The organism is uncultured Neptuniibacter sp. (assembly GCF_947498015.1).
In the GTDB taxonomy this organism is placed as follows: domain Bacteria; phylum Pseudomonadota; class Gammaproteobacteria; order Pseudomonadales; family Balneatricaceae; genus Neptuniibacter.
Genome location: NZ_CANMIR010000006.1, coordinates 1 through 20033, shown reverse-complemented (window position 1 = coordinate 20033; position 20033 = coordinate 1). Strand labels below are relative to the sequence as shown.

Genomic DNA, 20033 nt, shown 5'->3' with positions numbered 1-20033 from the left:
GAGGAACTGCACTGATAGTAACAACCAATGGAAACCACAGAGCAGAAGGGGGCATTTTAAAATTCATAGCGACCAACATGACAGTAATGATTATCAATAATGATAAAGCCTAATTGTAAACGATTCTCACTAAGAAGAAACTAGCAATTTCTAAACCGAGTGAAATCTCAAGCATAAATCACTGTATAATTAGCCCCTTGTTACGAAATAAACATCAGAGCGGTTATGACGAGGACTTGGCATGTTTGATCTCCCTACACTGGATCTCAAGAATAAGGTTTCATCTGATGAATGGCAGGCTAGGGTCGATTTGGCCGCATGCTACCGATTGGTAGCAGACCAGGGATGGGATGATCTGATCTATACCCACATCTCTGCTAAGGTCCCCGATACAGAACACTATCTGGTGAACGCATTTGGACTGAGTTTTGATGAGGTTACTGCTTCTAATCTGGTCAAAGTTGATCTGCAGGGGAATATTCTCGATGAAACCCCTTTTGACATAAACCCTGCAGGTTTCACCATTCATAGCGCTGTGCATGAAGTCCGCAGCGATGCTCACTGCGTAATCCACCTGCATACCAATGAAACTATCGCAGTCTCTACACTGAAAGAGGGTCTTCTTCCTCTCTCACAATACTCCTGTTTTTCACTCTCCTCACTGGGACACCACGGTTACGAAGGCCTTGCTGTTAACCATGAAGAGAAAAAACGACTACAGGAAGATATTGGCACTAATAACCACCTGCTACTCCCAAACCATGGGGCGTTGACCGTTGGCCCGACCGTTGGTGATGCTTTCATGCGTATGTACGATCTCCAACGAGCCTGCGAAATTCAGTTAATGATTCAGGCATCGGGCCAGGAAGCAATTCCCGTTGCTTCTGAAATTGTCGATGGGATTTTTAAACAAGCAAATGTTGTTCACTCGGGTTCAACCGGAGGTCAAAAATCATGGCCCGCTATGCTGCGTAAAGCGTATCGACTAGATCCCGGCTTTGCTGCTTAACACCCTACTCTTCTGGTTTGTAACGAATAAGGCTAATCAATGAAAATTAATCGTGTAGAAATATTTGATATCCACTGCCCTGATCGCCCCGTCTGGAATCCGGTCTTTGTCAGAATCCATACCGATGAGGGGCTTCATGGAGTTGGTGAAGCAGGGCTAGCTTACGACCTAGGTCACAGCGCTGCGGCAAATATGATTAAAGAGTTTGCAGAGGAGATGCTGATCGGCCGCGACCCTTTCCAGACAGAAGACCTCTGGAATTTGATGCTTCGTGGTAGCTTTTGGGGGCTAGGTGGAGGCCCAATCATCTATGCAGCAATGAGTGCAATTGACACCGCACTGTGGGATATCAAGGGCAAAGCCCTGGGCCTTCCTGTTTATCAACTATTAGGCGGCAAGGTAAATGACAAGCTGCGCACCTATGCCAGCCAGTTACAATTTGACTGGGATGCAGAGTTTGCCCGCCTTACTGACCCAGCAGATTATGCCAAAGCGGCCGAAAAAGCACTGGCTGAGGGTTATGATGCAGTCAAGGTAGATCCGATTATGTACGACTCAAAAGGAGAAACACACTTTGATCGTACTAAACTCTTCACTAATCAAGATATGAAAATGTTTCGTGAACGCTTAATGGCGATCCGTGATGTTATGGGGGAGGATGGCGATATCATTTTTGAGTGCCATAGCCTACCGGGCGCTTCTACAGCCATCCAACTGGGTGAGCTGGTTGAAGAAGCACGCTGTATGTATTTTGAAGAACCGGTGAATTACCTTAACTCTGAACTACACAAACGTGTAGCAGATAAGGTGAATGTTCCGATTGCTGGCGGTGAACGTCTATATAACCGCTGGGGTGTGCGCCCCTATCTTGAGGATCAGAGTCTGGATGTACTTCAACCTGATATCGGTCTGTGTGGCGGTTTCACTGAAACCAAAAAAGTCTGCGACTACGCTGATGTCTATGATGTACGGATCCAGGCTCATGTTTGTGGTGGTCCAGTCGCTACAGCCGCTGCACTCCATCTGGAAACAGCTATTCCGAACTTCCTGATCCATGAACATCATACCTATGCGATCAAGCAGTGGAATAGAGAGCTCTGTATTCAGGATCCACAACCTGTTGATGGATTCTTCCAGGTTTCTGAATCACCGGGAATTGGTATTGAGCTCAATGATGAGATCGTTATGCGCTCACCACGTATCGAAGTGAAGTAATCAGCTCCTGAAGATAAAAGGCTTCTACTGGAGGCCTTTTATCTTCATATATCCAGGCGATAGATCCGCTGCGCATTTTTAAAAGTCAGCTTTGACCTTAATTCCTCAGGGATCTGTAGTCCGAACATATAACGTGCCCAGAGTTCCCGATAACTACACCCTAAATCAGAAACAGGGAAATTACTGGCCAGCATCACCCGTTCAGAACCAAACTGAGCAATAATATGCGTAATGGCAGGTTTGATCGCTTCGAGATCCCACTGCCGATTGAGCATCTCCCAACCGGAACATTTAATGCTGCATCCAGCCAATTCAGCCAGCTTTGAAATTGAGTGTTTCCAATCAAAATTGTCGGCCTGAAAAAAACCAGCATGATTCACAACCACCTGCAATTCAGGCATTACCTGTAGCACCGCCCGCAACGCATCCACTGATAGAGTATCTGACAGTGGAAGCTGAGCTTCAAATAACAACCCCCTTTCAGCAATATAAGCCAGATTTTCTTGCACTCGTGGGTTGCTTAGATACTCTTCAGCATGGTCATCAAGAATAAACCTAATCCCAACCAGAGATATGTGTTGTTCCAGCAGATGTAGGTGTCGAAGGAAATCGCTCCGTGTCAGATCCACAAAGGCTATAGATCTGAAGGGCCGGTTACAGTGAGCCTCCAACCACTCAAGCTCGCGCCATGGTGCTTCGTTATCAAAACCGGCTTCAATATGAACAAAACCGGCCACTTCCACCTCAGGCCCCGCAGCAAGATTACTTTCAGAAAAGTCCTGACAGAGATATTTCTTATCAGGCCAGAAGGGGGCATTTTCTGATTTAAGCCAGTGATAATCTCCCTGAGCCTGATTGAACAGATGTATGTGTGGATCAATGACTCGATGCATTCTCCTCCCCTTTAATCTGACTATAGGTTAGCGCGTGGTATAACCACCATCGATCACCTGAAGACTCCCGGTGATAAATTTGGCCTCATCACCCACTAGCAGCGCAACAAGAGCTGCAACTTCCTCCGGCTGACCAATGCGGCCAACAGGTTGTTGTGCAGCTTCCTCTTCATGTACTTGAACTTTGTCAGCGCCACTGCGTTCACAGTAACGCTCTATTGCCTGATGGTAGAGGGGGGTTTCAATAGTGCCAGGACATACAGCATTCGCTCTGATGCCAAATTTGGCATAATCTAACGCGGTTGTTTTAGCCATTGAAGCAAGTGCCGCTTTACTCATGTTGTATGCAAAGGAAGCGGGCTTTCCGACCAATGATTGGTCTGACCCTAACAGCACCACCGAACCTGCTTGTTGTTGACGCATCTGCGGTAGAACAGATTTAAGGAGATAGTATGCACCTTTCACATTGATCGACATTACCCGATCAAAATCCTCTTCACTGGTATCTTCTATGGTTCCAGAAAAATGGATTCCAGCATTCGAGACAACTGCATCGACTCGGCCTGTCTCCGCTACAACATGCTCCACAGCAGATACGACCTGAGAGAATTGAGAGATATCACACTCAATATACTCACCCAGCTCTGAGGGTATCAGATCCAGATTAAACACTTTGTAATCTTCGCTGAGCAATCGTTTTACGACTGCTTCGCCAATACCTGCTGATCCACCTGTGACAATACAGACCTTACTCATTGGCACTTACCCTTCTGCTACAACAAAAGCGATAACATACTCTTTTTCATCACTGTAACTGAGATGTATATTACGGATCTCTAGCTGTTCAGCCCTTTGCTCCGCCCCTTCTGAAAGGCGAACCAGTGGCTTTCCAAATTGATCTTTATCGATCTCTATATGTTGCCAACTGACTCCTCGGCCGATACCCGTACCGAGTGCTTTCACAATGGCCTCTTTTGCCGCAAAACGTTTAGCAAGGAAGCGTGCAGGAAAACTGGAATCTGAGAAGGCGGTTAACTCTGGAGCTGTTAATATACGACGTTCAAGTCCAGCAGTTCTTTCAAGGGCGGCCTCGATACGAGAGATCTGCAAAATATCTGAGCCAATACCCCTGATCATCTGGTCAGTGCATCCCTTTTGGGTTGCACCCTCGCTTGCGCCTGTAACATCTGTTGTTTCATCTCAGAAACAGCACTCTTCAATCCGACAAACAGTGCTCGCGCAATGATGCCATGACCAATGTTTAGCTCATTCATCTCAGGAATTTCAGCGATCTGCTCCACATTATGATAATGCAATCCATGTCCTGCATTAACGATTAAACCTTTCTTATAGGCATATGCAGCAGCGGTACGGATACGCTCAAGCTCTTCGGATTGCTGTTCTACAGTATCGGCTTCAGCATAAGCACCCGTATGTAACTCTATAACCGGAGCCCCACAGCGAAGTGTTGCATCGATCTGATCCAGTTCTGGATCAATAAAGAGAGAAGCCTCAATACCCGCAGCGGACAACCGTTCACAGGCCTGCTGGATTCGCTTCTCTTGGCCCAGAACATCAAGCCCACCCTCAGTCGTTAGCTCTTCACGTTTCTCAGGTACAAGGCAACAATGCGCTGGCTTCACATCTTCGGCTATTGTGATCATCTCATCGGTCACAGCCATTTCAAAATTCATCCGGGTCTGCAATGTTTCTTTCAACAGATATACATCCCGGTCTTGGATGTGACGTCGGTCCTCTCTCAAGTGAATAGTGATGCCATCAGCACCCGCTTCTTCAGCTAAGGCCGCGGCCTGCACTGTATCTGGATAGCGAGTCCCGCGAGCTTGTCTAATTGTAGCTACATGGTCGATATTAACCCCCAACAGCAATCGGGATGGCTCAATCACATTGCACTCCTTACATTTTCTGAAATAGTTCGCGGCTGCGTAATGGCTTATGGCCCAGTGTATGGTCAATCAGGATCCGCATTAATCGCTTGGCTGCTCTTCGTGTTTGTGGATCAGTATAATCGTCCTCTGCAATTGCAGAAAGTTGAGAACCATTAAAGCATCTTGCTTTTATCTCTTCATTAACATGATCAACAGCGATAAAGCCCTGCTCCATATTTAAAAGATAAACTCGGTCAGCTTGCTTAAAAGCAAGTTCAGGCATATAACCAAGTTCATGGAGAAGGCGATGTTCAAAAGTCCGTAAAGCCCCTTCAACATCATGTGAACCCACTAACTCATTCAACACGTACTGATAGTACACGTAGAGCTTAGGGTGAGGATCAAAAGGTTGTAACAGGCGCTGCAAAAGCTCATTGACATATAAACCACACAGCAGAGCATCCCCTTTAAGGAACATCATAGCAGCTACAGGTTCTGCCTGAGTCAATGTTTTGAGCTCATTCCTGCCACGCCAGCCAACCTGAACAGGAACAAAAGGCTGAACCGATGCACGCAGTTTAGAGTTAGGGCGCCTGGCACCCTGAACGACTGCTGCAACTTTACCATGTTCTAAAGTGAAGAAATCAACCAGTAAGCTGGTATCTCGATAAGGCCGGCTATGAAGCACATAAGCGGCCTGTTGATCGATGAGGGCCATAAGGAAGAGCGCGAATTCTAATTGTCGTTATAGCCTAAACTTCTCAAGGCTCGTTCGTCATCAGCCCAACCACGACGAACTTTCACCCAAAGATTGAGCATCACTTTACAATCAAACATACGCTCCATATCAAGGCGGGCATCCCTACCAACTGTTTTGATACGTGAACCTTTATCACCAATCACAATACGTTTCTGACCATCCCGCTCCACAAGGATCAAAGCGTTGATATGCAACACCCCATTGTCTTCATATTTGAAGGCTTCTATCTCCACCGTTGTACCGTATGGCACCTCATCACCCAGATTACGCATCAGTTTTTCGCGTACCATCTCTGCGGCCATAAAGCGTGAACTTTTGTCAGTGAGCTGATCTTCAGGAAAGTGATGCATCCCTTTGGGCATATACTTAGCTATCAGCGTTTCCAACTGTTCAACATTGTGTCCCTGCTTTGCTGACAGAGGGATCATCTCAGCAAAATCCATTCGTTCGGCATGAGACTGCATTTGAGGCAGTAAGGAGGTTTTATCTTTTAGCTGGTCAACCTTATTAACAGCCAGAATCACTGGACACTTCGCGTACTTCACTTTATCCAGAACCATCTGGTCCTCTTCGGTCCAGGCGGTACGGTCAACAATAAATACAACCAGATCAACATCCCGAAGAGCATCGGAGGCCGCTTTATTCATATAGCGGTTTAGCGCTTTTTTACCGTCATCTTTATGCAATCCAGGAGTATCAACATAGACAATTTGAAGATCCCCTTCCGTCTTAATCCCCATGATCTGATGGCGCGTGGTCTGAGGCTTGCGTGAAGTAATACTCAGCTTTTGCCCCAGAATATGATTCATTAATGTCGATTTCCCAACATTCGGTCTTCCTACAATCGCAACGAACCCACATGCCTGATCAGGATTTTGCGGTTCCAACAGGTGCATTAAATCTTCAGCCATCTCTATTTCTCAACCTGTAAAGCGATAAGTGCTTGTTTAGCCGATTCCTGTTCAGCCTGACGCCGACTACTGCCTTTTCCTTTAGCGGGCTTAGGAAGGCCTTCAACACGGCATTCGATAAAAAAAGTCTGCGCATGAGCTTCGCCATCTACCTGAATTAGTTCATATTCAGGGAGCGCAAGTCGGCGTGATTGCAGGAACTCCTGCAAACGGGTTTTAGAATCTTTTAACGTTTCATTCAGATCCAGTTTGTCTAACCGTTCTTTGAACCAAGATAGAATGAAGCCGCGTGCAGTTTCCATATCAGTATCAAGGTAGATAGCACCTATAATAGCCTCAACGGCATCAGCTAAAATAGAATCACGGCGATAGCCGCCACTTTTTAATTCACCACTACCCAGGCGTAAGTAATCACCCAACCCAAGTTCACGTGCCACCTCTGACAGGGTCACCCCTTTCACCATACGGGCACGCAAGCGACTGAGCTCTCCCTCTTTAGCTTTGGGAAAGCGCTGAAACAGATCGTCAGCAATCACAAAATTGAGAATAGAATCACCCAGAAACTCCAGGCGTTCATTATTCGTTTTACCGCAACTACGATGAGTCAGTGCCAATTCAAACAGTGTCTCATCGGAAAATGTGTGCCCAATACGGCGGGCTAGCTCAGATACAGGTTTTATCAAGGGGCTATAGCTTCATATTCTTTTTTAAATACAACGAGTGCATCAACGTTATAAAACATCGGAACACGCGCTTCATAATCCAGGACGAACCTGATGACACCTTTTTCGCGAGTAATTTTCAAAGCGTCTTTATTCGGTAAACGGACCTGATTAACTGTAAACTTTTTTCTTAAATCCTTCTTTAGAATTCGCAAATTCTTCGACAGCTCATCCTGATTCTGAATTACATCAGTCAAAATCGAGTCTATCGTTTTATAGTCAACATACGGGGTATACAGTTTAAATCCGACAGAGAAGAAAATCCCGGCAACAATTAAGCCAACTAATACTGAAAGTATTGACGCACCGTTTTGCTGTTTACGAGTTCTCATTGGTTCCTCCATTACTCAATCATACGAACATCGCCAAAAGATGGGATGGACAGAAAAGTTGGCCAGTGCATCCAGACTGCGAACGCTTTGCCTACTAAAAGTTCCTCAGGGACAAAGCCCCAGTATCGACTATCGTTACTATTATCACGGTTATCACCCACCATAAAATAATGACCTTGCGGAACCGTCCACTCCATATTTTGTGAAGGTCTGTTCAGATCAATATAAGACTGGTGCTGAATTCCACTCAACTCTTCATTAATAATCAGACGCTCAGGCCTTATTGGAGGCAACTGAGCCAACAGGGTCTGAGGTTGCAGCTCACCATTAATGTAAAGCTGCTTGTTTTGGTAGCGTACTACATCACCAGGGAGGCCAACCACCCTTTTAATATAGTTAATACTAGGCTGTTTCGGATATTTGAAGACGACCACATCTCCGCGCAATGGGTCATTCATCGACACAACTTCCGTATTCAAAACAGGTAAGCGCAGACCATAATGAAACTTATTAACCAGTATGAAATCACCAATTTTCAATGTAGGTAACATTGAGCCTGAAGGGATCTGGAACGGTTCGACTAAAAAAGATCGCAAAATAAGTACAATCAGTAGTACCGGAAACATTGAACGCCCGGTATCAACCCAACCTGGAGCCCGATTGATCTCATTAACAACCGCAGCGGGGAGTTCCTCAGCTGCCTGCCCCATCGCCGACTGCAATTTAGCTTCACGCTTAGGGCTCAGTACAAGTCGGTCATACCCCCATACAACCCCGGATACAAAAGTTAGTAAAACCAGAATCAATGCAAAGTCGAAATCCATCTATCAGTATCCTTTTGAAACTAGCTATCGACCTTAAGTACGGCAAGAAACGCGTCCTGTGGTATCTCAACACTACCCACCTGTTTCATACGCTTTTTACCCTCTTTCTGCTTGGCCAGCAGTTTTTTCTTACGGCTGACATCGCCACCGTAGCATTTAGCCAAAACATTTTTACGCAGTGCTTTCACAGTTGTTCTGGCGATGACCTTGCCGCCCAGTGCAGCCTGAATAGCCACATCAAACATCTGCCGAGGAATCACCTCTTTCATTTTTTCACACAGCTGACGCCCACGGTACTGTGCATTATCTCGGTGCAATATCACTGCAAGGGCATCAACTTTATCGCCGTTGATCAGAATATCCATACGAACAAGCTTCGCAGGCTCAAAACGAATAAAGTTATACTCTAAAGAAGCATAGCCTCGGCTCACAGATTTGAGTCGATCAAAGAAATCAAGCACGACCTCTGCCATGGGAAGCTCATAGGTGATCTGAACCTGATTCCCCACATAATTCATCTGTTTCTGAACCCCACGTTTCTCTACACACAGGCCGATCACCTGCCCCAGATAATCTTGTGGAACCAGGATATTCGCCTCAACAATCGGCTCACGCATCTCATTGATGGAACCCGGATCAGGCAATTTTGATGGGCTATCGATATGAATCACATCACCGGTATTCATCTCTAACTCATAGATAACGGTTGGTGCAGTAGTAATGAGATCAAGGTCATACTCTCGTTCTAAACGCTCCTGAATAATCTCCATATGGAGCATCCCCAGGAAGCCACAACGAAAACCGAACCCTAATGCATCAGAGGTTTCGGGTTCAAAGAACAGAGATGCATCATTCAACGTTAATTTGTCTAATGCCTCACGAAAATCCTGATAATCATCAGAACTGGTTGGGAATAGTCCCGAATAAACCTGCGGCTGCACTTTCTGGAAGCCAGGTAAACTATCAACCTCTGCAGTCTTCTGATGGGTTAAGGTATCACCTACCGGCGCGCCATGAATATCCTTTACACCCGCGACAATAAATCCAACTTCACCGGCTTGAAGAATACCGGTTTCAGTACGCTTAGGTGTAAAGATACCAACAGATTCCGCCTGATAGCTTTGACCTGTAGATTTAACAAGAATCTTATCTTTTTTACGCAAAGTGCCCTGTGTAACACGGACCAGAGAGACAACACCCAGATAATTATCAAACCAGGAATCAATAATTAGAGCTTGGAGAGGTGCATCAACATCCCCCTCCGGCGGAGGAACATCCTTAACCAGTTGCTCAAGGACATCTTCAACGCCCAATCCACTTTTTGCAGAGCATGCCACCGCATCATCCGCATCAATGCCGATCACCTCTTCGATCTCAAGGCGCACCCTTTCTGGCTCTGCCTGAGGCAGATCCATCTTATTGAGAATCGGAACAACTTCAAGGCCCTGTTCGATCGCGGTATAACAGTTTGCAACTGACTGCGCCTCAACTCCCTGGGCTGCATCAACAACGAGGAGAGCACCTTCACATGCAGCTAAAGAGCGTGATACCTCATATGAGAAGTCAACATGGCCCGGTGTATCGATAAAGTTCAGTTGATAGGTTTTACCATCTTTAGCTGTGTAATTAAGAGTTACACTTTGAGCCTTGATCGTAATGCCACGCTCTCGCTCGAGCTCCATTGAGTCAAGAACTTGGGCTTCCATCTCTCGATCACTCAGCCCCCCACACATCTGGATAAACCGATCAGCTAAGGTGGATTTGCCGTGATCAATATGGGCAATAATGGAAAAATTTCGGATATGGTCTAGATTGCTCACTTACTGGCTACCGTCCGTCGCTCGATACACGCTGAAAAGGCGGAAGTTTACAGCATTTGTACCCTATGAGCTATGAAAAAGGGGCCCACGGCCCCTTAACTAAAATCTGATCAATCCGTGGTGCGGATAGCGATAAACATCGGACTGCCACGACGAACAATTCTCATCGGGACAGATCTATTCTCAGGCAACGATTCGGTTACTTGGCTGAATTGCCCGACACTCTGAATCTGCTCACCATTTAGCATTGTGATCACATCGCCGACCATCAATCCTGCTTCAGCACCAGCTCCCGGTAACACACGTCGGACAACAACGCCGGTACTGACCTGCCACTTATCTTTACGTTTCTGATCAAGCCCAACCACATCGATCCCAAGTCGGTTACTGTTATCGACTTCTGGTTTTTTCAATGTCGATTGCGCCAGCTCTTCCTGATTAGGCAACTTTCCAATTTCAACACGCATCACCTCGGGTTTCCCGGCCCTCACAATCTCGACTTTAGCTTTTTCTCCGGGTTTAACCCGTCCTACATGATGAGGAAGGTCTGATGAGCGCACTACATCAAACCCCTCAAATTTAAGAATGACATCTCCTTCCTGCAAACCAGCTTTTTCTGCTGGACTATTCGGTAACACTTTAGCAACCAGAGCCCCAGCCGGCTTTTTCAAACCAAAGGACTCAGCAAGATCTCGATTCACTTCCTGAATGATGACGCCAAGCCAGCCCCGAGTTACATAGCCATTCGTTTTTAGTTGTTCGGCCACATCCATAGCCACATCGATCGGGATGGCGAATGACAGTCCCATAAATCCACCTGAACGGGTGTATATCTGTGAATTAATACCGATTACTTCACCATCAAGATTAAACAGAGGCCCTCCCGAATTACCTGGATTGATCGCAACATCTGTCTGAATAAATGGAACATAGGTTTCATTTGCTAACGCACGCTCAGTTGCACTTACAATGCCTGCAGTCACACTATGATCAAACCCAAAGGGAGAACCAATGGCGAGCACCCATTCACCGACTTCTAACTCTCTTGATGCACCCAATTTAACTGTAGGAAGGTGATCGGCATCGATTTTCAGCAGAGCCACATCTGATCGTTTATCGGACCCTATCACTTCAGCTTCCAATTCTCGCCGGTCCGCCAACCTGACAATCACTTTGTCAGCATCAACAATAACGTGATGATTCGTTAGCAGATAACCATCATCAGAAATAATGAAACCAGATCCTAATGATTGGGGCGTTTTTCTCCTAGGACGCTCCCCCTGTTGAAATTCAGGCATCCTGAAGAAATGTTTAAAGATTTCAGGAAGGTCTTCGTTCCCCTGTCCAGCAAACGGATGAATCGCTTGATCCCCCCCTCCTTTTTGAACGGTACTAATATTTACAACCGAAGGGGAGGTATCCTTGACCAAGCTTTTAAAATCAGGAAGCTGATTAGCATGGAGTGGCAAGACGATTACAAACAGAGCAAAAGCGAATAGCTTAGATACTGATCTCATAAATAAATCACCTATATCTATCAATGAGTTGAACTAAATAACTTTTATAAGAGTTGGTTGGTACTTACAGGACCGAAAAACCGAGCGGCTGACGTATCGCACAATAAGAAAACTGGCTGCAAGAGAAAGAAACGAAACCAGAATAACACTCAATTCACTTACAAATATGAACTGCGCACCCAGAGCACCCAGAAACATGCAAAAAATTGGGAAGAGATAGATAAATAAAGTGGCCTTTAGAAAAGCCCCCTCTTCAATGCCCAGAAGAACCCGGTCATTCTTTTTAACGGCAACCGATCCAGGGTTAGTCACTTTGAATACAAACTGTTTTTCTGACCCCGCTGAAGCAAGCAGCTTATGCCCACAGCCATTTCTTGCAGCACAGGATGCACATGCACTCTGTCTCACAGTCTCTACCCAAACTTCATTGCGGCTGACATCAACCACCTTTCCATTTTCTTCGATCATCTGGGCACAACAGATGAAGCAATACGTTCAGCGATCATTAAAGGCACATCGCCAACAACAGTGACAAACTGTTCATCAATACGCTTACCTACCGCGACCATATCACCGGATTGAGCCACTCCCTCAGGAACAGACTGACGACCATAATCCTCGACACACACACTAAATGAGTTACGACCATTACTGAATACCTGAACCTCTGCATGCGCCATAACTTCACGCTTTACGCCATTAAATCCTTCTGGTAGCCAGGCAGCTTGCCAACTGGATTTTTTATCAGTGAGCATATGCTGATGCTGTTCAATATAACGTTCAACACCCTGCGACATGCGGATAATTTCAGGCTGAGTTCCATGCTCACTCAAGCTAGAACGTTCACCAAACTGGGCGCGTACAATATCATTTGAAACTGTCCCCGCAGGAAGGGTATAACTTGGGCGGAGGTCAGCAACTTCCACCGGAGCTTCCTGACTGACGTTCTGCACACCTAGAATAACCATGGCAGTTACCGAAGCCGCAGCAGCCATACTGGCCAAAGGCTTCCAGAACTGAAATTTGCTTTCTGTTGATTTATGTTCGACAGGTTTATCGGCCTCAGAACTGAGATCAAAATCAGGCTCTGAATCCAACACTGACATTATCTGAGAACTGATATCAACTTGAGGATCAGAAACCTCTTCATTTCTCAGGACAGAACGAACTGTATGATAACGCTGCCAAGCATCAACAAGATCCGGTTCATTTTCCACACGCTCAAGAACCCTCCGTAGCTCAAAATCAGCCACTTCACCATCCATTAACGCTGAAACAGATTCATTGGATCGATCAGCCATAGTAACTTACCTCTAAATTCATTCTTATCATCAGCTAGCCATTAATGGCATTACTTCTTTATCAATTGCTTCTCGCGCTCTAAAAATTCGCGAACGGACCGTGCCCACAGGACAATCCATCACATCAGCAATCTCTTCGTAGCTCATCCCCTCAAACTCCCTGAGTGTCAAAGCCACACGCAAGTCTTCAGGCAACTTATTTAAGGTTTTTTTAATAACCTGCTCCAACTCATCTCGATAAAGCTGGTTCTCAGGCGTTGCAATCTCTTTCAACGCATTATCACCTTCAAAAAACTGCGCATCATCAACATCAACATCAGCAGGCCTGCGCCCTCTTGCAACCAGATGATTCTTGGCCGTATTAATAGCAATCCGGTACAACCAAGTATAAAAGGCACTATCGCCACGGAACTTTGGAAGGGCCCTATACGCTTTAATAAATGTTTCTTGAGCCACATCCAGAGCTTCATGCTGGTCGTAAACATAACGCCCAATTAACGCTATTATTTTGTGTTGATATTTTTTTACCAACAGATCGAACGCACGCTTGTCTCCCGCTTTAACGCGTTCAACCAGTTGCTTATCAACTACTGTCTGGCTTTCATTCGACACTCGGCAATCCTTAATAATTTCCATGAGACTTAATAACTATAAGCATAGAGGTTATAGCAACAACAGTATCTCTTCTACTAGGACAACATATCAACCTCATAACGAGCATCGGGACACTTCTATGAGCAGCTAAAACAGACTTAGTTCCCTCAGCCCATAAAAAAATGATAAATTGCGCCTTTCGTCTATAAAAAAACAATAGCTCGGCTTATTTGGTTAGTATAAGCCAGCACTTACTCACCACAGATCCCGACAGCAGCGAATCATAAGAGTCCCCCCATGCAGCATCATCATTACGACGCATTAATCATTGGTAGCGGTGCAGCCGGTTTATCCATGGCACTTCAACTAGCTCCTCACGCTAAGGTGGCTGTACTCAGCAAGGGAAAACTCACAAGCGGCTCAACCTGGCTGGCGCAAGGGGGGATAGCAGCAGTACTCGATACAACTGATAGCACCCAAGCTCATGCTGAAGACACACTGACAGCCGGTGTAAACTTAAGTCATAAAGAAGCGGTAGAGTTTACGGTTAATCATGGCAAAGAGAGCATAGATTGGCTAATACAACAAGGCGTTCCCTTCACTCAGGAGAAAGATGACTATCATCTAACCAAAGAGGGTGGTCACTCCCACAGACGAATTATTCACTCTGCCGACGCCACCGGCAAAGCACTACAAACAACTCTAATACAACAAGCAGAAAGCAACCCCAATATTGATCTATTCGAGCACCATATTGCTGTCGACCTGATCACACGAAGAAAGCTAGGACTGGCTCAGAATAGATGTGTTGGCGCTTACATTCTGAATGCACTAACAGGACACGTAGAAGTGTTTCAGGCTGCACACGTCATTCTGGCAACTGGGGGAGCATCAAAAGCCTACCTCTACACCAGTAACTCCGATGGTGCGACTGGTGATGGCATAGCGATGGCATGGCGTGCTGGTTGCCGTGTCGGCAATATGGAATTTAATCAGTTTCATCCAACGTGCCTCTATCACCCACAAGCTAAGTCATTTCTGATTACTGAAGCCGTGAGGGGCGAAGGAGGCAAACTTCTGTTACCAGATGGTACACAGTTCATGCATCAATTTGATGAACGTGCAGAGCTTGCTCCCAGAGATATTGTTGCACGTGCGATTGACCATGAGATGAAACGTCTTGGATGTGACTCCCTGTTCCTAGATATTAGCCACAAGCCCAAAGAGTTTATCCAGGCACATTTCCCTACTATCTATAAACGTTGCCTTAAACTCGGAATTGATATGACACAAGAACCCATTCCAGTTGTTCCTGCAGCCCACTACACCTGCGGCGGAGTACTAACTGATGAGAAAGGCAGGACAGACATTCCTGGACTTTATGCCATTGGTGAAACATCGTTTACCGGTTTACATGGAGCAAACCGCTTAGCAAGTAACTCTCTCCTAGAGTGTCTCGTCTACGCAAAATCAGCCTCTGATGATGTTGCAATATCCCTGAAGAAACCACTAGAAGAGGCGTTAATTCCTCCCTGGGATGAGACACAGGTAACAGATTCGGATGAAGACGTGATCATTTCACACAACTGGGATGAAATAAGACGTTTTATGTGGGATTACGTTGGCATTGTAAGAACAACGAAAAGACTTCAGCGCGCAAAACATAGAGTAGATTTATTGCAGCAAGAGATAAGCGAATACTACAGCCACTATAAAATCAGCAATGATCTTCTAGAGTTGCGTAACCTCGCAGTGGTCGCAGAGCTGATTATCAACTCGGCAATGCAGAGACAAGAAAGTCGCGGACTACACTATACCCTAGATTTCCCAAATCTAGGGCCGGAGCCATTAGACACAATTCTCACACCCGAGAACTTCATCTGGAATTAAGAAATTTTTGCATGTAATGCAAGAACTCTCAGCCGTCTAAAGTTTTTTTCAGAACAGCTATCGGTAAAAACTATCACGGGTACAGGAAAGAACCGCTCCACAACACTAAACTCTATATAGACACAGAAAGGGCATACCACCTTACGATTAAGGCCATCAACTTGCAGTACCTGTCCATTAAGCTGCTTTAGATGTACTAAGCCGGTATCTGGATGCCATGAGATTGAAACAATTGAAAAGGGAGAAACATTAAGCACAGCCCTCTTAATAGCAAAGGCAAATGAAAAACTGATCGCTAATAACATGCAAAGCTTTAACTCTAGCGTTAAGTCCAGAGCTAAAGCATACCCCACCGCAATCAGGTGAAGCCCAGTAAAAATCGATAGAAATATCTTCGATTGGTTTAAATGGAGATCACTTAGGCTGAACACGCTCCAATATAATCCTCACAATCCTTTGCAAATCGGGATCTTGTGGTACCTCACGCTCCATCAACCAAAGAAACAGGTCCTGATCCTCTTCATCGAGTAACTTAACAAAACGCTTCTGATCCTCTTGATCAAGCTCAGAAAAAGCTTCATCAACGAAAGGAACAAACAACACATCTAACTCAAGCATACCACGACGGCTTTGCCATTTTAGGCGACGAATATCCTCTTCTGTATACATTAGTCAGGTCTTTCCTATTAAGTTCAATGTTCATTTTATCTCAATCATAGAGCCATGCCATTATAAAGCGAATCTGAAATATTCCTATGACTTATATTAAGAACCCCGGTTCATTCACATCCTTAAAGGCCCGCGAGATCCATACTGACAACTGCATGCATTCCCCCTGCTTTCATATGCCTAAAACGAAAAAGCCCCGATCACTGGGTGACCGGGGCTTTCTCTTAATTAAATGCTTGGCGATGACCTACTCTCACATGGGGAAGCCCCACACTACCATCGGCGATGTTGCGTTTCACGTCTGAGTTCGGTATGGATTCAGGTGGTTCCACAACTCTATGGTCGCCAAGCAAAACTGTTACAACTCGGATCTGATTCTTCTTCTCTATGATCTAGACTTTCTTAATGACTGTAGTCTTATCCGCAACGCTAATTCGTTACTCTCTATCACGCTTTCTCTGTATCTAACAAATTACTTGCCAAACGCCTTGGGCGTTATATGGTCAAGCCTCACGGGCAATTAGTATTGGTTAGCTCAACGCCTCACAGCGCTTCCACACCCAACCTATCAACGTCGTAGTCTTCAACGGCCCTTTAGGGGACTCAAGGTCCCAGTGAGATCTCATCTTGAAGGAGGCTTCCCGCTTAGATGCTTTCAGCGGTTATCCCGTCCGAACGTAGCTACCCGGCAATGCAATTGGCATCACAACCGGTACACCAGAGGTTCGTTCACTCCGGTCCTCTCGTACTAGGAGCAACTCTTCTCAAATCTCAAACGCCCACGGCAGATAGGGACCGAACTGTCTCACGACGTTCTAAACCCAGCTCGCGTACCACTTTAAATGGCGAACAGCCATACCCTTGGGACCGGCTTCAGCCCCAGGATGTGATGAGCCGACATCGAGGTGCCAAACACCGCCGTCGATGTGAACTCTTGGGCGGTATCAGCCTGTTATCCCCGGAGTACCTTTTATCCGTTGAGCGATGGCCCTTCCATACAGAACCACCGGATCACTAGAACCTACTTTCGTACCTGCTCGACGTGTCTGTCTCGCAGTCAAGCACCCTTCTACTCTTGCGCTCATTGCATGATTTCCGACCATGCTGAGGGTACCTTCGTGCTCCTCCGTTACTCTTTGGGAGGAGACCGCCCCAGTCAAACTACCCACCACACAATGTCCCCGATCCCGCTTAGGGACCTAGGTTAGAACCTCAACATTACCAGGCTGGTATTTCAAAGGTGGCTCCACCTGAACTGGCGTCCAAGTTTCAAAGCCTCCCAGCTATTCTACACAAGTAATGTCAAAGTCCACTGTGAAGCTGTAGTAAAGGTTCACGGGGTCTTTCCGTCTAGCCGCGGGTAAACTGCATCTTAACAGCTATTTCAATTTCACTGAGTCTCGGGTGGAGACAGTGTGGCCATCGTTACGCCATTCGTGCAGGTCGGAACTTACCCGACAAGGAATTTCGCTACCTTAGGACCGTTATAGTTACGGCCGCCGTTTACCGGGGCTTCGATCAAGAGCTTCGCCTAAGCTAACCCCATCAATTAACCTTCCGGCACCGGGCAGGCGTCACACCCTATACGTCCTCTTTCGAGTTTGCAGAGTGCTATGTTTTTAATAAACAGTCGCAGCCACCTGGTATCTTCGACCGGCCTCAGCTTAGGGAGTAAATCCCATCACCAAAACCGGCGCACCTTCTCCCGAAGTTACGGTGCCATTTTGCCTAGTTCCTTCACCCGAGTTTTCTCATACGCCTTAGTATTCTCTACCTGACCACCTGTGTCGGTTTAGGGTACGGTTAGTCATAACCTGAAGCTTAGAGGATTTTCCTGGAAGCATGGCATCAACTACTTCAGTCCATATAGGACCTCGTCATCGGTTCTCGGTCTTAAGGACCCGGATTTGCCTAAGTCCTCAACCTACTACCTTAAACGCGGACAACCAACGCCGCGCTAGCCTAGCCTTCTCCGTCCCCCCATCGCAGTTATGAGCAGTACAGGAATATTAACCTGTTTCCCATCGGATACGCTCTTCAGCCTCTCCTTAGGGGCCGACTCACCCTGCCTCGAATAGCGTTGGACAGGAACCCTTGGTCTTCCGGCGGGGAGGGTTTTCACCTCCCTTATCGTTACTCATGTCAGCATTCGCACTTCTGATACCTCCACGGTGCCTTACAGCTTCCGCTTCAACAGCTTACAGAACGCTCCTCTACCATGCACAAAGTGCATCCGTAGCTTCGGTGTTATGCTTAGCCCCGTTATATCTTCCGCGCGGGCCGACTCGACTAGTGAGCTATTACGCTTTCTTTAAAGGGTGGCTGCTTCTAAGCCAACCTCCTAGCTGTCTGAGCCTTCCCACATCGTTTCCCACTTAGCATAAACTTTGGGACCTTAGCTGACGGTCTGGGTTGTTTCCCTTTCCACGACGGACGTTAGCACCCGCCGTGTGTCTCCCGTGATTGAACTCATGGGTATTCGGAGTTTGCATCGGGTTGGTAAGTCGGGATGACCCCCTAGCCGAAACAGTGCTCTACCCCCCATGGTTAGACACGAGGCACTACCTAAATAGTTTTCGAGGAGAACCAGCTATCTCCGAGTTTGATTAGCCTTTCACTCCTATCCACAAGTCATCCGCTGGCTTTTCAACGACAGTCGGTTCGGTCCTCCAATGCATGTTACTGCATCTTCAACCTGCTCATGGATAGATCACTCGGTTTCGGGTCTACTCCTAGCGACTGGACGCCCTATTAAGACTCGGTTTCCCTACGGCTCCGCAAATGCTTAACCTTGCCACTAAAAGTAAGTCGCTGACCCATTATACAAAAGGTACGCAGTCACCGTCCGAAAACGGCTCCCACTGCTTGTACGTACACGGTTTCAGGGTCTATTTCACTCCCCTCACAGGGGTTCTTTTCGCCTTTCCCTCACGGTACTGGTTCACTATCGGTCAGTCAGGAGTATTTAGCCTTGGAGGATGGTCCCCCCATATTCAGACAGGATATCACGTGTCCCGTCCTACTCGATTTCACAATATATAAGTTTTCAGATACGGGGCTATCACCCACTATGGCCACACTTTCCAGAGTGTTCTCTTAACTACAATATTGCTTAAGGGCTAATCCCCGTTCGCTCGCCGCTACTTAGGGAATCTCGGTTGATTTCTTTTCCTCCGGGTACTTAGATGTTTCAGTTCCCCGGGTTCGCCTCTAATACGCTATGTATTCACGTAAAAGATACCTATAAATAGGTGGGTTTCCCCATTCGGAAATGTCCGGATCAAAGCTTGTTTACCAGCTCCCCGAACCTTATCGCAGGTTACAACGTCCTTCATCGCCTCTGACTGCCAAGGCATCCACCGTGCACGCTTAGTCACTTGACCATATAACCCGAAGGCGTCTGGATCACAGTAACTTGTTGGTACAGTAACGATAGATTTCGCCGAATTGGCGCATGCAGTAAAACTACATGTCAATCTAAATCAATGAATCAAATCCAAATTGTTAAAGAGCGTTTAAAGCAAAAAAGCTTTAAAAAATAATTCATCCAACAAACATTTTCTGTCGATGATCTATGTTTTAAAACTCTTCCCTTCTCTCCTAAAGGAGATGGTGGAGCTATGCGGGATCGAACCGCAGACCTCCTGCGTGCAAAGCAGGCGCTCTCCCAGCTGAGCTATAGCCCCA

Annotated in this window: 18 protein-coding genes, 1 tRNA gene and 2 rRNA genes; 3 read left to right on the top strand and 18 right to left on the bottom strand. The window is 46.4% G+C overall.

What is annotated here, in order from left to right:
• The first annotated feature begins 241 nt into the window (after positions 1–241).
• Positions 242–1009 carry a class II aldolase/adducin family protein gene (locus Q0882_RS09205; RefSeq protein WP_299180551.1) on the top strand — a complete coding sequence of 256 codons (768 nt, stop codon included), beginning with the start codon at positions 242–244 and terminating at the stop codon, positions 1007–1009.
• A 39-nt stretch (positions 1010–1048) separates the two neighbouring features.
• Complete coding sequence (locus tag Q0882_RS09200) at positions 1049–2224, top strand: mandelate racemase/muconate lactonizing enzyme family protein (RefSeq protein ID WP_299180548.1); 1176 nt, start codon at positions 1049–1051, stop codon at positions 2222–2224.
• Positions 2225–2268: 44 nt separating this feature from the next.
• On the opposite strand, the gene Q0882_RS09195 is transcribed toward Q0882_RS09200, so the two are convergent.
• From Q0882_RS09195 to rpoE, 14 genes are all read right to left on the bottom strand, one after another.
• Complete coding sequence (locus Q0882_RS09195) at positions 2269–3117, bottom strand: amidohydrolase (RefSeq protein ID WP_299180545.1); 849 nt, start codon at positions 3115–3117, stop codon at positions 2269–2271.
• A gap of 27 nt (positions 3118–3144) precedes the next feature.
• A complete protein-coding gene (locus Q0882_RS09190; protein ID WP_299180542.1) occupies positions 3145–3873 on the bottom strand; it encodes an SDR family oxidoreductase in 729 nt (242 codons plus the stop codon).
• Between the two features lie 6 nt (positions 3874–3879).
• Positions 3880–4254 (bottom strand): holo-ACP synthase, encoded by a 375-nt coding sequence (acpS, locus tag Q0882_RS09185; protein WP_299180540.1) that lies wholly within the window; start codon positions 4252–4254, stop codon positions 3880–3882.
• Positions 4251–5021, bottom strand: coding sequence for a pyridoxine 5'-phosphate synthase (gene pdxJ, locus Q0882_RS09180; RefSeq protein WP_299181086.1), 771 nt, complete (start codon positions 5019–5021; stop codon positions 4251–4253). Before pdxJ ends, acpS begins: the two co-directional genes overlap by 4 nt.
• A gap of 13 nt (positions 5022–5034) precedes the next feature.
• Positions 5035–5724, bottom strand: coding sequence for a DNA repair protein RecO (gene recO, locus Q0882_RS09175; RefSeq protein WP_299180538.1), 690 nt, complete (start codon positions 5722–5724; stop codon positions 5035–5037).
• 17 nt (positions 5725–5741) lie between these two features.
• Positions 5742–6677, bottom strand: a complete 936-nt coding sequence (gene era, locus Q0882_RS09170) for a GTPase Era (protein ID WP_366915924.1) — start codon at positions 6675–6677, stop codon at positions 5742–5744.
• Between the two features lie 2 nt (positions 6678–6679).
• On the bottom strand, positions 6680–7360 hold the full coding sequence (gene rnc, locus Q0882_RS09165) for a ribonuclease III (RefSeq protein ID WP_299180535.1): 681 nt from the start codon (positions 7358–7360) through the stop codon (positions 6680–6682).
• Complete coding sequence (locus tag Q0882_RS09160; protein ID WP_299180532.1) at positions 7357–7731, bottom strand: DUF4845 domain-containing protein; 375 nt, start codon at positions 7729–7731, stop codon at positions 7357–7359. Before Q0882_RS09160 ends, rnc begins: the two co-directional genes overlap by 4 nt.
• An 11-nt stretch (positions 7732–7742) precedes the next feature.
• Positions 7743–8555, bottom strand: a complete 813-nt coding sequence (gene lepB / locus Q0882_RS09155; RefSeq protein ID WP_299180529.1) for a signal peptidase I — start codon at positions 8553–8555, stop codon at positions 7743–7745.
• A gap of 20 nt (positions 8556–8575) precedes the next feature.
• Positions 8576–10375, bottom strand: a complete 1800-nt coding sequence (gene lepA / locus Q0882_RS09150; RefSeq protein WP_299180526.1) for a translation elongation factor 4 — start codon at positions 10373–10375, stop codon at positions 8576–8578.
• Between the two features lie 110 nt (positions 10376–10485).
• A complete protein-coding gene (locus Q0882_RS09145) occupies positions 10486–11892 on the bottom strand; it encodes a DegQ family serine endoprotease (protein WP_299180523.1) in 1407 nt (468 codons plus the stop codon).
• A gap of 33 nt (positions 11893–11925) precedes the next feature.
• Positions 11926–12360 (bottom strand): SoxR reducing system RseC family protein, encoded by a 435-nt coding sequence (locus tag Q0882_RS09140; RefSeq protein ID WP_299180519.1) that lies wholly within the window; start codon positions 12358–12360, stop codon positions 11926–11928.
• On the bottom strand, positions 12357–13193 hold the full coding sequence (locus Q0882_RS09135; RefSeq protein ID WP_299180516.1) for a MucB/RseB C-terminal domain-containing protein: 837 nt from the start codon (positions 13191–13193) through the stop codon (positions 12357–12359). Before Q0882_RS09135 ends, Q0882_RS09140 begins: the two co-directional genes overlap by 4 nt.
• A 30-nt stretch (positions 13194–13223) precedes the next feature.
• On the bottom strand, positions 13224–13805 hold the full coding sequence (gene rpoE, locus Q0882_RS09130) for an RNA polymerase sigma factor RpoE (protein WP_299180513.1): 582 nt from the start codon (positions 13803–13805) through the stop codon (positions 13224–13226).
• A gap of 279 nt (positions 13806–14084) precedes the next feature.
• Between rpoE and nadB the strand changes: the two genes are divergently transcribed.
• Complete coding sequence (gene nadB, locus Q0882_RS09125) at positions 14085–15677, top strand: L-aspartate oxidase (RefSeq protein WP_299180510.1); 1593 nt, start codon at positions 14085–14087, stop codon at positions 15675–15677.
• 414 nt (positions 15678–16091) lie between these two features.
• Here the strand turns inward: nadB and Q0882_RS09120 are convergent, their stop codons facing one another.
• The 4 genes from Q0882_RS09120 to Q0882_RS09105 form a co-directional block, all read right to left on the bottom strand.
• Positions 16092–16346, bottom strand: a complete 255-nt coding sequence (locus tag Q0882_RS09120) for a succinate dehydrogenase assembly factor 2 (RefSeq protein ID WP_299180507.1) — start codon at positions 16344–16346, stop codon at positions 16092–16094.
• A 234-nt stretch (positions 16347–16580) separates the two neighbouring features.
• Positions 16581–16696 (bottom strand): 5S ribosomal RNA (gene rrf, locus Q0882_RS09115).
• 149 nt (positions 16697–16845) lie between these two features.
• A 23S ribosomal RNA gene (locus Q0882_RS09110) occupies positions 16846–19729 on the bottom strand.
• A 227-nt stretch (positions 19730–19956) separates the two neighbouring features.
• Positions 19957–20032: transfer RNA gene (locus Q0882_RS09105), tRNA-Ala, on the bottom strand.
• Position 20033 lies beyond the last annotated feature (1 nt).

What these genes read in the sequence shown, in the direction of transcription:
- Q0882_RS09135 (WP_299180516.1), bottom strand. Translation starts at nt 13,193, where the DNA reads ATGGCTGATCGATCCAATGAATCTGTTTCAGCGTTAATGGATGGTGAA.
- Q0882_RS09190 (WP_299180542.1), bottom strand. Translation starts at nt 3,873, where the DNA reads ATGAGTAAGGTCTGTATTGTCACAGGTGGATCAGCAGGTATTGGCGAA.
- Q0882_RS09205 (WP_299180551.1), top strand. Translation starts at nt 242, where the DNA reads ATGTTTGATCTCCCTACACTGGATCTCAAGAATAAGGTTTCATCTGAT.
- era (WP_366915924.1), bottom strand. Translation starts at nt 6,677, where the DNA reads ATGGCTGAAGATTTAATGCACCTGTTGGAACCGCAAAATCCTGATCAG.
- Q0882_RS09140 (WP_299180519.1), bottom strand. Translation starts at nt 12,360, where the DNA reads ATGATCGAAGAAAATGGAAAGGTGGTTGATGTCAGCCGCAATGAAGTT.
- recO (WP_299180538.1), bottom strand. Translation starts at nt 5,724, where the DNA reads ATGGCCCTCATCGATCAACAGGCCGCTTATGTGCTTCATAGCCGGCCT.
- acpS (WP_299180540.1), bottom strand. Translation starts at nt 4,254, where the DNA reads ATGATCAGGGGTATTGGCTCAGATATTTTGCAGATCTCTCGTATCGAG.
- Q0882_RS09145 (WP_299180523.1), bottom strand. Translation starts at nt 11,892, where the DNA reads ATGAGATCAGTATCTAAGCTATTCGCTTTTGCTCTGTTTGTAATCGTC.
- nadB (WP_299180510.1), top strand. Translation starts at nt 14,085, where the DNA reads ATGCAGCATCATCATTACGACGCATTAATCATTGGTAGCGGTGCAGCC.
- Q0882_RS09160 (WP_299180532.1), bottom strand. Translation starts at nt 7,731, where the DNA reads ATGAGAACTCGTAAACAGCAAAACGGTGCGTCAATACTTTCAGTATTA.
- Q0882_RS09120 (WP_299180507.1), bottom strand. Translation starts at nt 16,346, where the DNA reads ATGTATACAGAAGAGGATATTCGTCGCCTAAAATGGCAAAGCCGTCGT.
- Q0882_RS09200 (WP_299180548.1), top strand. Translation starts at nt 1,049, where the DNA reads ATGAAAATTAATCGTGTAGAAATATTTGATATCCACTGCCCTGATCGC.
- lepB (WP_299180529.1), bottom strand. Translation starts at nt 8,555, where the DNA reads ATGGATTTCGACTTTGCATTGATTCTGGTTTTACTAACTTTTGTATCC.
- Q0882_RS09195 (WP_299180545.1), bottom strand. Translation starts at nt 3,117, where the DNA reads ATGCATCGAGTCATTGATCCACACATACATCTGTTCAATCAGGCTCAG.